Source organism: Methylobacterium terricola, from assembly GCF_006151805.1.
Lineage (GTDB): Bacteria > Pseudomonadota > Alphaproteobacteria > Rhizobiales > Beijerinckiaceae > Methylobacterium > Methylobacterium terricola.
The window spans coordinates 1-12,579 of the sequence record NZ_VDDA01000017.1 but is presented as its reverse complement, the minus strand read 5'-3'; the positions used below and the strand labels follow the sequence as shown (position 1 = coordinate 12,579).

Annotated in this window: 13 protein-coding genes and 1 pseudogene; 6 read left to right on the top strand and 8 right to left on the bottom strand. The window is 71.4% G+C overall.

Features of this window, described 5'->3' with window-relative positions; translation table 11 throughout:
- Window positions 1-228: 228 nt before the first annotated feature.
- Window positions 229-1,023: a phosphoribosylaminoimidazolesuccinocarboxamide synthase gene (gene purC / locus FF100_RS26205; RefSeq protein ID WP_063928401.1), complete on the bottom strand. Its 795-nt coding sequence runs from the start codon at window positions 1,021-1,023 to the stop codon at window positions 229-231.
- 375 nt (window positions 1,024-1,398) lie between these two features.
- Between purC and FF100_RS26200 the strand changes: the two genes are divergently transcribed.
- The gene (locus FF100_RS26200) at window positions 1,399-2,181 is read left to right on the top strand and encodes an HpcH/HpaI aldolase family protein (protein ID WP_139038809.1); all 783 of its coding nucleotides are present in this window, start codon (window positions 1,399-1,401) and stop codon (window positions 2,179-2,181) included.
- Here the strand turns inward: FF100_RS26200 and FF100_RS26195 are convergent.
- The gene (locus FF100_RS26195) at window positions 2,178-2,846 is read right to left on the bottom strand and encodes an alpha/beta hydrolase (protein ID WP_139038710.1); all 669 of its coding nucleotides are present in this window, start codon (window positions 2,844-2,846) and stop codon (window positions 2,178-2,180) included. The genes FF100_RS26200 and FF100_RS26195 overlap by 4 nt on opposite strands.
- Before the next feature lie 59 nt (window positions 2,847-2,905).
- Window positions 2,906-3,604 (bottom strand): DNA-3-methyladenine glycosylase family protein, encoded by a 699-nt coding sequence (locus tag FF100_RS26190; RefSeq protein ID WP_139038709.1) that lies wholly within the window; start codon window positions 3,602-3,604, stop codon window positions 2,906-2,908.
- Window positions 3,605-3,610: 6 nt separating this feature from the next.
- Here FF100_RS26190 and gluQRS point away from each other — a divergent pair, with 6 nt between their 5' ends.
- Complete coding sequence (gluQRS, locus tag FF100_RS26185) at window positions 3,611-4,489, top strand: tRNA glutamyl-Q(34) synthetase GluQRS (RefSeq protein ID WP_139038708.1); 879 nt, start codon at window positions 3,611-3,613, stop codon at window positions 4,487-4,489.
- 58 nt (window positions 4,490-4,547) lie between these two features.
- Window positions 4,548-5,216, top strand: coding sequence for a DJ-1/PfpI family protein (locus tag FF100_RS26180; protein WP_139038707.1), 669 nt, complete (start codon window positions 4,548-4,550; stop codon window positions 5,214-5,216).
- Window positions 5,217-5,345: 129 nt separating this feature from the next.
- Here FF100_RS26180 and FF100_RS26175 read toward each other — a convergent pair whose 3' ends face one another.
- The 3 genes from FF100_RS26175 to FF100_RS26165 all read right to left on the bottom strand — a co-directional run bounded on the left by FF100_RS26175 (window position 5,346) and on the right by FF100_RS26165 (window position 8,996).
- Window positions 5,346-7,385 carry a M23 family metallopeptidase gene (locus FF100_RS26175; RefSeq protein WP_139038706.1) on the bottom strand — a complete coding sequence of 680 codons (2,040 nt, stop codon included), beginning with the start codon at window positions 7,383-7,385 and terminating at the stop codon, window positions 5,346-5,348.
- Window positions 7,386-7,588: 203 nt separating this feature from the next.
- A complete protein-coding gene (locus FF100_RS26170) occupies window positions 7,589-8,416 on the bottom strand; it encodes a class I SAM-dependent methyltransferase (protein ID WP_139038705.1) in 828 nt (275 codons plus the stop codon).
- Window positions 8,417-8,504: 88 nt separating this feature from the next.
- Complete coding sequence (locus FF100_RS26165; RefSeq protein ID WP_139038808.1) at window positions 8,505-8,996, bottom strand: Ros/MucR family transcriptional regulator; 492 nt, start codon at window positions 8,994-8,996, stop codon at window positions 8,505-8,507.
- Between the two features lie 980 nt (window positions 8,997-9,976).
- Between FF100_RS26165 and FF100_RS26155 the strand changes: the two genes are divergently transcribed.
- Together FF100_RS26155 and FF100_RS26150 are read left to right on the top strand one after the other, a co-directional pair.
- Window positions 9,977-10,399: a hypothetical protein gene (locus tag FF100_RS26155; RefSeq protein ID WP_139038704.1), complete on the top strand. Its 423-nt coding sequence runs from the start codon at window positions 9,977-9,979 to the stop codon at window positions 10,397-10,399.
- A gap of 76 nt (window positions 10,400-10,475) precedes the next feature.
- The gene (locus FF100_RS26150; protein ID WP_139038703.1) at window positions 10,476-10,859 is read left to right on the top strand and encodes a hypothetical protein; all 384 of its coding nucleotides are present in this window, start codon (window positions 10,476-10,478) and stop codon (window positions 10,857-10,859) included.
- 386 nt (window positions 10,860-11,245) lie between these two features.
- Here FF100_RS26150 and FF100_RS26145 read toward each other — a convergent pair whose 3' ends face one another.
- Together FF100_RS26145 and FF100_RS26140 are read right to left on the bottom strand one after the other, a co-directional pair.
- Window positions 11,246-11,590, bottom strand: a complete 345-nt coding sequence (locus FF100_RS26145) for a hypothetical protein (RefSeq protein ID WP_205825028.1) — start codon at window positions 11,588-11,590, stop codon at window positions 11,246-11,248.
- 133 nt (window positions 11,591-11,723) lie between these two features.
- Window positions 11,724-11,927: a hypothetical protein gene (locus tag FF100_RS26140; protein WP_139038701.1), complete on the bottom strand. Its 204-nt coding sequence runs from the start codon at window positions 11,925-11,927 to the stop codon at window positions 11,724-11,726.
- 298 nt (window positions 11,928-12,225) lie between these two features.
- Here FF100_RS26140 and FF100_RS26135 point away from each other — a divergent pair.
- Window positions 12,226-12,579, top strand: a pseudogene (locus tag FF100_RS26135) (transposase); the annotation flags it as partial.

Here is a 12,579-nt window from a genome sequence, read left to right as displayed (position 1 = left end):
GGACCGCGCAGCGGGACCCGGGATCCATGACCGCCGGTGGTACAGGGCGAAGCGGAGCGCCGGCCGCCGGGTTTCCGCATTGCCAGTGGTGATAGGCACCCGGGTTCTCGCCGTCGGCGAGCCAGGGCCGCCGCACGAGCGCGAGACGATGATCCTGAACGACGACGGGGCCGCCCCCTTCCGGAAGCGGCCCCGCTCTCGTCCCGCTCCGGCGCGAGCCGGAGAACCTTACTGCACCAGGCGCGGTCCGCCGGTCTGGACCTTCTCGTTCTCGCCCAGGATGCCGAGGCGGCGGGCCACCTCGGTATAGGCCTCGATCAGGCCGCCGAGGTCCTTGCGGAACCGGTCCTTGTCGAGCTTGTCCTGGCTCTTGATGTCCCAGAGGCGGCAGGAATCCGGGGAGATCTCGTCGGCGACGACGATGCGCATCATGTCGCCCTCCCAGAGCCGGCCGGTCTCCATCTTGAAGTCGACGAGGCGGATGCCGACGCCGAGGAAGAGACCCGACATGAAGTCGTTGACCCGGATGGCCAGCGCCATGATGTCGTCGATCTCCTGCGGCGTCGCCCAGCCGAAGGCGGTGATGTGCTCCTCCGACACCATCGGGTCGTTGAGCTGGTCGTTCTTGTAGTAGAACTCGATGATCGAGCGCGGGAGCTGGGTGCCTTCCTCCAGGCCGAGCCGCGTCGCCAGGGAGCCCGCCGCCACGTTGCGCACCACCACCTCGAGCGGGATGATCTCGACCTCGCGGATCAGCTGCTCGCGCATGTTGAGCCGACGGATGAAGTGCGTCGGCACGCCGATGTCGTTGAGGTGCTGGAACACGAATTCGGAGATCCGGTTGTTCAGCACGCCCTTGCCGTCGATCACCTCGTGCTTCTTGGCGTTGAAGGCGGTCGCGTCGTCCTTGAAATGCTGGATGAGCGTGCCGGGCTCGGGACCCTCGTAGAGGACCTTCGCCTTGCCCTCGTAGATGCGACGGCGGCGATTCATAGGCGTGTACCGTGGTTTGAGGAAGTCCATGGGGCCGAGGCTCCTGACGACGTGTGGGACCCGCGGCGCGGCGACCTCTGACGAGCGAGGTCGGGCCGGGGGACGCGTCGATCCGGGGCGTCCCGGCAGCCGGGGGCAAATTACCCGAACCGCGAAGGCAGCACAACGCGTTAGCCGGTGCGCCGGGGGGAGCCCGGACGCCGCTGCGATCGGTTGCGGTCGTTGGTCGCGTCGATATGCCCATGACGTGGGCACGATGCAAGCGTGGCAGGAGGGGGCGGCATGTCGCGGGCGAGGGGACCGGCGCCTCGACGGCGGGCTCCCGCGTGACCTAAGCTCGCGCCACGAGCCGCGGCCGAACGCGCGGCCTGCGAGGTGGGAGGGATCGTCATGGGGGAACGGGCAATGGCCGAACGCGGCGGTGCGGTGGCCGCGCTGGCGGCGCGATTCCGCGAGGGCAGGCCGCTGGTCACGGCCTGGTGCGGCATCCCCGAGCCCGCGGTGGCGGGGCTGCTGGCCGCGGAAGGCTTCGACGCCGTCACCCTCGACATGCAGCACGGCGCCCACGATTTCGACAGCATCAACCGCACCATCGCCCTGGTGGCGGCCCGCGGCAAGCCGACCCTGGCGCGGGTGCCGGTCGGCGGATTCGCCACCGTGTCGCGGCTTTTCGATGCCGGGGTCTCGGGCGTGATCGCCCCGATGGTCAACACCGTCGAGGATGCCCGGCGCTTCGCCGCTCTCGCCAAGTACCCGCCGCTCGGCGAGCGCAGCTGGGGCCCGGCCCCGGCGCTCGCCCTCTCGGGCCTGTCGCCCGACACCTACCTGCGGGAGGCCAACGGCTTCTGCCAGACGCTGGCGATGATCGAGACCCGCGAGGCGCTCGCCGCCCTCGACGACATCCTGGCGGTGGACGGGATCGACGGGATCTTCATCGGCCCGTCCGATCTGTCGATCGCGCTCTCGAACGGCGCCGGCCTCGACCCCGACGGCGCGGCGGTGCGCGACGCGCTCAAGCACGCCATGGCGCGCACCCGCTCGGCCGGCAAGCGGATCGGGATCTACTCGCTGTCCGGCCCGCGCACCCGCGAGCTGATCGGCGAGGGCTTCGACCTGATCGCGCTGTCGGGCGATGGCGCCCTGCTGCGGGCCGGCGCCGCGGCCGCGCTCCGGGAGGCGCGGGGCTAACCCTTCGCGCGGGCGAAGCCGGCGGCGAGGAACTGGCCGCCATGGTGCAGGGCGCCGTCGTCGATGCCATGCCCGATCCCGGCGGAGAGATGCCACTCCGCCGGCACGTTCGCCGCCGCGAGCGCCTCGGCCGAGAGGAATAGCGCGTCGACCGGGATCACCTCGTCCTGGTCGCCGTGGACCAGCAGGATCGGCGGGACCGCCGTGGGGGTCAGGCTCTCCGGGCCTCGACCTTCTTCCAGCACCAGCATGCCGGACAGCCCGACCACCGCCGCCACCGGGGCGGGGCGCCGCAGGGCGACGTGCAGGGCCATCATGCAGCCCTGGCTGAAGCCGACGAGCGCGAGCTGATGCGGTCCGAGGCCGTGCGCCTCCAGCTCGGCGTCGAGGAACGCCTCGAGGGTCGGGGCGGCCTTGGTCACCCCGCGCCAGCGCTCGTGCGGATCGCGGAAGGTGAGGGAGAACCATTGCCGGCCGAAGCCCTGGATGCAGGGCTCGGGCGCGTGCGGGGCCACGAAGGCGGCGTCCGGCAGGAGCGGCTGCCATTCCTGCGCGAGGTCGATCAGGTCGTTGCCGTCGGCACCGAAGCCGTGCAGCAGGACGACGAGCTGGCGCGGCGGACGGCCGGAGCGGGGCATCAGGCGCGGGCCGGTGAGGATCGGCATCGGGGCGGGCTCCGTGGGCGGTCGGGGAAGGGGCCGGGGACGGGGCGGTGGCGTCCGTCTCAGGGAACGGGCGCGCCGTCGCGCGCCTTCGCGACCCGGTAATAGGCCCACAGCACCGTGGCGGCGACCCCGCGCCACGGCCGCCAGGCCTCGGCCCGGGCCGTCAGGGCGGCGGCGTTCGGCCGCGTCTCCCGCCCGTCGGCGAGGCGCGCCGCCTCCTGGAGCGCGAGGTCGCCGGCCGGGAAGGCGTCCGGGTGGCCGAGGCAGAACAGCAGGTAGACATCCGCCGTCCACGGGCCGATGCCATGGACCGCGACCATCCGGCGGTGGGCCTCGTCGGCCGGGATTGCGTGCAGGTCGTCGAGCGGCAGGACGCCGTCGATGACGGCCTGCGCCGCCGCCCGCAGGGTGCGGATCTTCGGCGCCGACAGGCCGGCCTCGCGCAAGGTCTCGTCCGGTGCCGCGGCCAGGGCCGTGGCGGTGAGGTCCGGCAGGCGGGCGGTGAGCCGGGCCCAGATCGCCGCGGCGCTGGCGGTCGAGATCTGCTGGCCCACCACGATGCTGGCCAGGCCCTCGAAGCCGGGGGCGCGCTTGCGCAGAACCGGCTCGGCCCCCTCCGCCACCAGCCGCGCGATCACCGGATCGAGGAGCGCCAACGCCGCCGTGCCGGCACGCAGGGCGGCCTCGGAATCGAGCAGCGGCCCGGTGACGCCGCTGGCCTCTGGGCTTATGGCGTGAGGTATCGTCCGCTCCCGCATCTCGCCGTGCCGTCTCCCCGCCTGCGCTTCGCCCCGAGCCCGAACGGGCGCCTGCATCTCGGCCACGCCTACTCGGCCCTCCTCAACGCAGGGGCAGCCCGGGCGCTGCACGGAGACCTGCTGCTGCGCATCGAGGACATCGATCCGGTGCGCTGCCGGCCGGAACTGGCCGACGCGCTCGTCGCCGACCTCGCCTGGCTCGGCTTGCGCTTCCCGGAGCCGGTCTGGCGCCAGTCGGCCCGGATGTCCACCTACCGCGCCGCCCTCGACGGCTTGCGGGCCCGCGGCCTCGTCTATCCCTGCGCCTGCACCCGCCGGGAGATCCTGGCGGCCGCCGGCGACGCCCGCGACCCCGACGGAGCCCCGCTCTATCCCGGCACCTGCCGCGGCCGGCCGGTGCCGCAAGAGCCCCATGCCGTGCCCCATGCCGTGCCTCATGACACGCCCCATGCCTGGCGCCTCGACATGGCCCGCGCGCTCGACGCCTGCCCCGGGCCGCATAACTACACCGCGTTCTCGCCGGGCGGGCCCGACATCGTTCGCGCCGCCGAGCCGGCCCGGTGGGGCGACGCGGTCCTCGCCCGCAAGGACGTGCCGACGAGCTATCACCTCGCCGTGGTCCTCGACGACGCCGCGCAAGGCATCACGCACGTGGTGCGCGGCCAGGATCTCGAAGCCGCCACCGACCTCCACGTGCTGCTCCAGCGCCTGCTCGGCCTGCCGACCCCGCGCTACCACCATCACGGGTTGATCCGGGACGAGGCGGGAGACAAGCTGTCGAAGAGCCTGCGGTCGGAGTCGCTGGCGGCCTTGCGCGAGCGGGGGGTGAGTGCGGCGGAGGTGCGGGCCCGGCTGGGGTTCGATCCGGACGAAGGACGGGCCTGACGGCCCTTGCCCCTCATCCCGCCGCATACGATCCTGCCGCCAAACGGGAGGAACGCCTGTGTCGCTCAGTTTCGGAATCCTCGTCTTCCCGCAGGTCCAGCAGCTCGACCTCACCGGCCCCTACGAGGTCTTCGCCTCGGTGCCGGACAGCGCGGTGCATCTGATCGCCAAGGACGGCGAGCCGGTGCGCTCGGCGACCGGGCTTCCCTTCGTGCCGACCGCCACCTTCGCGACCTGCCCGCCGCTCGACGTGCTGTGCATCCCCGGCGGCGCCGGGGTGAACGCGCTGATGGAGGACGAGGCGACCCTGGACTTCGTGCGCGCCCGCGCGGCGGAGGTCCGCTACCTCACCTCGGTCTGCACCGGGGCGCTGGTGCTCGGCGCGGCCGGGCTGCTCGCCGGAAGGCGGGCGACGACGCACTGGTATGCCCACGATTTCCTCGCCCGCTTCGGCGCCGTGCCGGTGCAGGACCGGGTGGTGCGCGACGGTACCCTGATCACCGCCGGCGGCGTGACCTCGGGCATCGATTTCGGGCTCGCCGTGGTGGCCGAGCTGCTCGGCCGCGAGGAGGCCGAGACGGTGCAGCTCGCTCTCGAATACGCGCCGGCCCCGCCCTTCGCGTCCGGCACCCCGGCCGAGGCGCCGGCGACGGTGGTGGAACGGGCAAAGAAGCGGCTTTGCGGCTCCCGGGCGGCGCGGGAGGCGATCATCGGCCGGATCACGTGACGAGACGGGATCGCGCTCCGCCGCGGTCCTTCGACATTCCGGATGTTCCGGGGCCGCGAAAGCGGAGCCCGGGACGACCCGGAGGCTGTCGGGCCCGTCGCGGACGGCGAGAGCCCGCGTGAGGCAGGCTCAGCGCATCGCCTCGCGCTGCGCCAGCGTCGTCGGCGCGCCGGATTTCTGGATCAGCCCGTCGATCTGGTCGCGCTGGCGCCGGAAATCGGCCAGGAGCCGCCCGTCGAGCTCGCGGCCGCGGGGCACGCGGATCTTCATCGGGTCGACGAAGTGGCCGTTGATGATCACCTCGTAGTGCAGGTGCGCGCCGGTCGAGAGGCCGGTCGAGCCGACATAGCCGATGATCTGGCCCTGCCGGGCCCGGGCGCCGGCGCTGACGCCGCGGCCGAACCGCGACATGTGGTTGTAGGTGGTGACGTAGCCGTTGGCGTGCTGGATCTCGACCCGGCGGCCATAGCCGGAATCCCACTCCGCCTTGATCACCGTGCCGTTGCCGGCCGCGAAGATCGGGGTGCCGATCCGGATCGACCAGTCGACGCCGGTATGAAGCTTGGCGTAGCCGAGCACCGGGTGGCGGCGATAGCCGAAGCCGGAACTCATGTTGCCGTCGGCCACCGGCTTGCGCAGCAGGAATTTCTTCAAGGAGCGGCCGGCTTCGTCGAGATAGTCGATGCTGCCGTCGTCCGGCGACTGGAAGCGGTAGATCCGCCGCGCCTCGCCGCCGAGGTTGAGCGCCGCGAACAGGATGTCGGGCCGCTCTGCCGAGCCGCCGGATTCCTCGTCATAGGTGTAGAACAGCTCGATACCGTCGCCCGGCGCGACGCGGCGCTGGAAATCGACGTCGTAGCCGAAGATCCGCACCATGTCCTCGACGGTGGAGCGCGGCAGGTCGTGGCGCGCCGCGGTCTCGTAGAGGCTGGCATAGAGGCGTGCGCCGGTGCCCTCGTCGTCGTCGTCGGCCTCCGGCTTCGCGGCGGGCTTCTGGGCGGCGCCCTCCGGGACCGGCGGCGCCACCGACACGAAGGCGCCGCGGTCGTTCATGGCGGCGATGGCCTCGACGCCGGATTCGCCGTACAGGATGACCCGGGTGAGCTGGCGCGGGTCGCCGGCCCGCGGGCCGGGCCCGATCTGGAGCCGCATCTGCTGGCCTTCGCCGACCGCGCCGGACCGGACCCGGGTGCCGAGCGCCGCCAGGATCGGGCGGACCTGCTCGTCGAGGCCGCCATTGGCCTTCAGCACGCCCTCCAGGGTCTCGCCGCGCTTGATCGCGACGTCGCGCTCCTCGACGAGCGGCGCGTCGCGCTCGCGCTCGATCTTGGCGAGATCGGTGACGTTCTCGCGCATCACCCGGACTTCGATCGACTTGAACGGGCCGGAGCTGCCGCCGAAATCCCCGCCGCCGTCGAGACCCGGCAGCGTCGCCATGCTGCGCAGGGTGCGCGACAGCATCAGCTGCGGGGCGATCGGCAGGGCCGCGCGCCGGCCGGCCTCCGCGGCGAGCCGCCGCTCCTCCTCGATCTGCGCGGCCACGTCGTCGTCCGACAGGGCGGGCGCCCCGGCCGGCACCGCGAGGTCGCCGAGGTCGCGCTTGACCACCGACACCTCGGCATCCGGCGCATCGGCCGGGGCTTGCGCCTCGGGCGCCCGGTCGGTGCCCGGATCGCTGAAGAAGCGCATCGGGTCGAAGGCCGGGATGTCGGTCGCCGCGATGCCGGCGGTCGCCGACAGCGCCGTGGCGATCCGCACGAAGGGCCGGACCTTGATGATCTCCCGCTCGCCCGCCCGCAGGGTCACGGGCGCCTTGAAGCTCTGCTTGGCGAGGGCGACCATCGGGTTGCGCACCAGCCGGTCGCCCTTGCGGGCGAGGTTGGTGCCGCCCTCGCTGGCGACCGGACGGGGCGCCACGGTGACCGCCTGCGGCAATTCGGCGAAGGTGATCTCGCCTTGCAGCGACACCCAGATCGCCGAGCCGATCAGCGCGGCGCCGGTCATGCCGGTGAGGACGCAGGCCGCGAGCCAGCGCAGGTTGACGTCGCGGCGGTCGGCGCGGGGCGAGGCGGCGCCCGACAGGTCGAGCGGCGGCTCATGGCCCGGATCGGCGGCTCGGCCGCGGGGCGCCTGCTGGGATCCGACCGGGTCGAGGCGCGCGCGCTTCACCGTATGTCCTTCGCCTTCGCTTGGGGCGGCGCCATCGCGCCGCGGGACCGGGGCCGTTCCGCGCCGCCGCGACCATGCGGGGCCCGGTGAGCGAAATCAACGGCCGGCGGGATCCGCATCCCCAGGGGGCAGCTTCGAGGGGCGGGACCCGTGCGTCACCCGTCTCTCCGGCGCCAGCATGTCAGGATTGAGGCGCGGCGCCGTCACTCCGGTGCGACCGCGGTCGCGAGCCAGCAGGCGGCGCCGAGCCGCACCAGTCCTCCCTCCGGCATCGCGGCGCGCACGGCCGCCACGGCGCGCTCCCGCGTCGGCGCGTCGAGGTCGCGCAGCAGCCCCGCGACCGGCCCGACCGTGACGGCGAACCGTGTCGCCGCCTCGGCATCGGAGCCGATCTCGATCGGGCGATCGACGGGCGTCACGGCGGCCCGGGCGAAGCCGGCCCGGTCCAGGACGTCGGTCAGCGCGTCGCCATCGGCGAAGCGGAACGGCCCGGGCGCCTCCGGAGGCGACGGCGCGGGCTCCGGCACCACGCTCAGCACCGCCCGGCGCGCCACGTTCACCCACGCATTCTCCGACAGGGTGCGCCAGCACAGGACCGCGAGACGGCCGCCCGGCCGCAGAGCCCGCCGGAGATTGGCGAAGGCGGCGAGCGAGTCCTCGAAGAACATCACCCCGAACCGCGACAGCACGACATCGTGCTCGGCCGCGAAGGCATGGATCTGGGCATCCGCCTCGATCCAGGCGATCGGGGCGCCGCTCGCCGGCCGGGCCTGGGCCCGGGCCAGCATCGGCCGCGACACGTCCAGGGCCGCGACCGCCCCGGAGGGCCCGATCCGCCCGGCTGCCAGCAGGGCGGTCTCGCCGCAGCCGCAGCCGATATCGAGCACCCGCTCGCCGGGGCGGAGCGCGGCTCCGGCGAGCAGCGCGTCGGTCAGCGGCGCGAAAACCCGGTCGAGTTCCGCCTGCATGGTGGCCCAGCGCTCGCCGACATCGCCGTTCCAGTATTCCACCTGCGAAATCGGCTCCGGCATCGACTCGCCTTCCATCGTCGCGACGGCGCGATGGTAGCCCGCGGCCGAGCTTGCGCAAGCACCCTGCGGCCTCCGGCATGTCGATACGCTACGTCGTCTTGCCTCCTCTGGGCCGCCCGCGCCGCACCGCAGGGGCGGCCGCCGTCGCGCCGTCGTCGCCGCTCTCGGACCCGCGCAGGCGCCGCCGCCCGAGGCCGCTGTTCTTGGCGAGTTCGGAGCGCTGCGACGCGTAGCGGGCCGCCACCATCGGGTAGTCGCGCGGCAATCCCCACTTCTCGCGGTACTGGTCCGGCGTGAGGCCGCGGCCGGCGAGGTGGCGCTTGAGCGTCTTGTAGGGCTTGCCGTCCTCCAGGCTGATGATGTGGTCGGGCGTGACCGTCCGGCGGATCGGGACCGGCGGCTCGGGTTTCGGCGCCTCGGGGGCCGGCGGGGCCATCAGCTGGGACAGGGTCGAATGGATGGCGCCGATCATCGGCGGTAATTCGTTCGGTGGGACCGCGTTGTTCGATACGTAAGCCGTAATGATGGCGGCACAAAGATCGACCACGCGGTCGCCAGATCCGTTCTCCTCGACGTTCATCATCCCACCCCGCTTTTATTGATGACGAATGAATGCATGACGAGGAACGAAGGTCAAACAGACTGAGCGTTCACAGAGGTTAAGCCTGTGGACGTAGCCTTTGTTCGTTGATCAATGCGGGGGAGGCGCGACTAACTTATGTTTACGAAACGGGCTACGCTTTTCGAGGTAGGGCAGTGATCTCGACGAGGCTGGCTCGTGACGACACGCCGCCCGGGCGCAGGCCGGTCGGGGTCGCGCCGCGTCGCCCGAGCGCGCGAATGCGGCGTGCCATGCCTGCCTGGGCGTTTCTAAGGACAGGCTGTGAGATGAGGCTGTGCGAGGATCCGCCCGGCAGCGGAAGAATGGTCGGAGTGGCAGGATTTGAACCTGCGACCCCCACGTCCCGAACGTGGGAACGTACGGGTGCGTTCCGCAGCGCAGGGCCGGTTTCTCCTTCGGGGAGACCTGCTTCGTCGTCGCTCGCCATCGTCCTCCGTCGTCCCCGATCCGTGGCCCACGAGCCTCAATCTGTGGCCGACCTGTGGCCGGGGAACGGGCCGGGAACGGCGTGTCCCTGTCCAGACCACGCCGCCTTGCGAACCCGGAGCACGAGTGGGATCCTGCGTCATGGCTGCGGGCACCGCCCCGGCCGGGGAGGGTTGCGGAGCACCGTGGCCGCCCCGGTGAGCACCCCCTGAAAGGGGCCACGCTCAGGCTGACACGTCCGCGACCGGCTGATCACCGGGGTTGACGGATCTATGTGGACGGAAGGGCTCGGGTCATCCCGGGCCCTTCTGCTTTCCGGCCCCCCGACCCGACCCCGCCGAGCCGGCCGACGAATTGGCCAGGCTCGCCCCGCTCCGCGTCGAGCCCCTCGACAGCTTGTCGCACCTCGCTGGCCATAAAATTATTGCCAAGTCTTTGAACGTGGATCCTGTCGTGTTAATTTTATTGCCAACGGACAGGCACTCTCGCCACCGTCGCACGGAGCCCGTCGGATGAGCACGATCGCCACCACCGCAGCTAAGAAGATCGTCCTTTGGCTCTGCAAAGGCGAGTACCAGTCCTCCCTCATCCACGGGGTTTCTTCCTGGTCCGGATCCGACCTCAAGGGCAGGGCTGCGCGGTACGGCGGGCGCTATCGTGATAGCCGCCATAGCCTGATCGACGCCTGCAAGGGCGCCGGGCTCCGCATCGTGGTCTCCGCGATCGGCGAACGCGGGAGGATGGTCGCGACGATCCTGACGAATGAGGAGGCTAGCCGGATCCCGGTGACGAAGACCGGGGGCGACAATCGCATCGAGGGACACGCCCTGGGGCAGCGGATCGATCGGGTCAAGAAGCGTCTGGCCGCGGAGGAGCGCAAGCGGGCCCGCGAGCTGGCGCTCGACGAGGCTGCCCTGTCGCTTCTCGCCGCCTGAGACCTGCCTCGGGGCTCCCTCCGCCCAGGGCGGATGCAGGGAGCCTCGCACTGGTCTCGGGGGAAGCGCGATGCTCTTGGACGATCTCGTGGACGGCATCAGGCAGGCGTGGGAAAGGGGGCCGACCCCCGATCTCAAGGACGCGATCGACAGGGTCGATCATGTGCTTGAGTTCGGACAGCGGTTCGTGCTCACGCCTGGCGTCGTTCGGCTCGCCAACGACCTCGCCGCCGGATGCCGCGATCCGCACGGGCAACTCGCGCATGTGCGCGTGCCGGGTGTTGCGACATGGATCGAGTGGCATGGGGCCGTGCCCTGGTCCACCCGCGAGGCCAGGCGCGCGGTCTACGTCGTGTCGCTCGATCCGACGCGGCCGATCACGGGGGATGCGATGTGGATGCACCCGACCCCCAGCGGGGCCTACGTCAGCAGGAACTGGGTCTTCTCGGAGGGGACATGAAAGGGCGAGCCGACCCTGCCGCGGCATCGCGCGGCGCACTTCGAGGAGCCGACCGGGACGCCCCTGCAGCTGGCCTGGCTGGTCTCCGTCCTCGCCCTGATCACGACGCCCAGGATCGTCGAGCGGGATCCGGTCAACCTCGATCGCGTCAACCGGGCCCGGGCGAAGCGAGGAAAGCGCGAGCTCGTCGGGTACAGCGAGATCGTCCTGAGGCGCGACGGTCCCGAGGACATGGGGCGGGCTTACGGCAAAACCCCGGCCCGTGAAGTCGATGACGTGGTCCGTCGAGCCCGCCATCACCTCCGGACGCACTGGCGGCTGAAGCGCGGCCGGGTAGAGATTGTGCGTCCGCACTGGCGCGGGAACGAGACCCTCGGCACGATCCGTCAGATCCACCGCGTCGCGCGCCCGTCGGAGCGCGTCAGCCGTTCAATCATGGAGACCAACACGTGACCGCCTCTGCCCCAAAGCCGCGTCGAGAGGTGAAGGTCGACCTCACCGGCCTCACCAAGCGGCAGCTGTCCCTTCGCACGCGTGTGATCCGCCTCGGAGAGTGTGTGTTCGGAGTGCGCTGGCAGTCCGATCTCGCGGCCGCCCTGGCGAAGGAGGCTCGCCGCCCGGTCGGACAGGCGCAGGTCGCTCACTGGATCTCGGGGCGGCGGCCGGTCCCCGAAGCCCTGGTTCCCGCCATAGAGAGCCTTGCCCAAAAGCTGGCCGGGCAACTTTACCATCGGGCCGACACCGTCCTGGCGGATTGGCCGAAGCCAGTGCCTCGCCAGGACGACAAGGCGCTGGATCCCCTGCGACCCTCATCCTCCGACCCGCCCGGGTTTGCACTGAGCCCGAGCGGGCCATCTGCCCCGCTCAGAGCTTGCCGGATCGGATCAAGGACATCGTCTCGGTGCTGACGCTGTACGCCCGGGCCAGCTCCTTGGTCCTGTGGCGGCTGCGCTGGATCGCCTTGATCTCCCTCTCCGAGAGCAGGGAGGCCTCCTCGCGGCGCTCGTTGTGGCCGCGGACGTGGGCGGTAACGGGTATGCGGGTGGTGGTAGCCTGGATTGCACGCATGGGTCATCCTCGCGGTAGTCAGCGAGGAGTGCCCTTGAGGCTTCGCCATTCGGCCCGGCATGACGGCTTCCCGCCACCCGGATGGCCCGCCTCTCCAAAGGCAGACGCTGGACAGAACCACCGCGCGAACGATTTGCCAAGCCCCTTAAGCACTCGCCCGGGTTTGCCTTTGGGCGAGTGCCGGCGCGAGGATGCATTCCTGCATGGAGGCGGCATTGAGCGATCTGCGGGAGTGGTCAGCCCCCATCGGAGTGGTCCGCCCTGAAGTATGGCTTTGAGCCGACGGAGGACGGACGCGATGGGAACGAAGAAGCACAAGCCGGAAGAGGTGGTGACCAAGCTGCGGCAGGTGGACGTGCTGGTCTCGCAGGGGCAGAGCGTGGCTGACGCGATCCGAGCGATTGGCGTGACCGAGGTCACGTATTACCGCTGGCGCAAGGAGTTCGGTGGGCTGAAGTCCGACCAGGTGCGCCGGATGAAGGATCTGGAGACCGAGAACCAGCGGCTGCGCAAGGCGATCGCGGATCTTACCCTCGACAAGCTGATCCTGCAGGAGGCGGCCCGGGGAAACTTCTGAGCCCCGCGCGCCGGCGCGCCTGCATCGAGCATGTCCGGGACGTCCTGCACGTCTCTGAGCACCGCGCCTGTCGCG

Excerpts from the sequence above, each read along its gene's own strand:
- purC (WP_063928401.1), bottom strand. The coding sequence starts at position 1,023 with ATGGACTTCCTCAAACCACGGTACACGCCTATGAATCGCCGCCGTCGC.
- FF100_RS26200 (WP_139038809.1), top strand. The coding sequence starts at position 1,399 with ATGGCCGAACGCGGCGGTGCGGTGGCCGCGCTGGCGGCGCGATTCCGC.
- FF100_RS26195 (WP_139038710.1), bottom strand. The coding sequence starts at position 2,846 with ATGCCGATCCTCACCGGCCCGCGCCTGATGCCCCGCTCCGGCCGTCCG.
- FF100_RS26190 (WP_139038709.1), bottom strand. The coding sequence starts at position 3,604 with ATGCGGGAGCGGACGATACCTCACGCCATAAGCCCAGAGGCCAGCGGC.
- FF100_RS26170 (WP_139038705.1), bottom strand. The coding sequence starts at position 8,416 with ATGCCGGAGCCGATTTCGCAGGTGGAATACTGGAACGGCGATGTCGGC.
- FF100_RS26165 (WP_139038808.1), bottom strand. The coding sequence starts at position 8,996 with ATGAACGTCGAGGAGAACGGATCTGGCGACCGCGTGGTCGATCTTTGT.
- FF100_RS26155 (WP_139038704.1), top strand. The coding sequence starts at position 9,977 with ATGAGCACGATCGCCACCACCGCAGCTAAGAAGATCGTCCTTTGGCTC.
- FF100_RS26145 (WP_205825028.1), bottom strand. The coding sequence starts at position 11,590 with ATGGTAAAGTTGCCCGGCCAGCTTTTGGGCAAGGCTCTCTATGGCGGG.
- FF100_RS26140 (WP_139038701.1), bottom strand. The coding sequence starts at position 11,927 with ATGCGTGCAATCCAGGCTACCACCACCCGCATACCCGTTACCGCCCAC.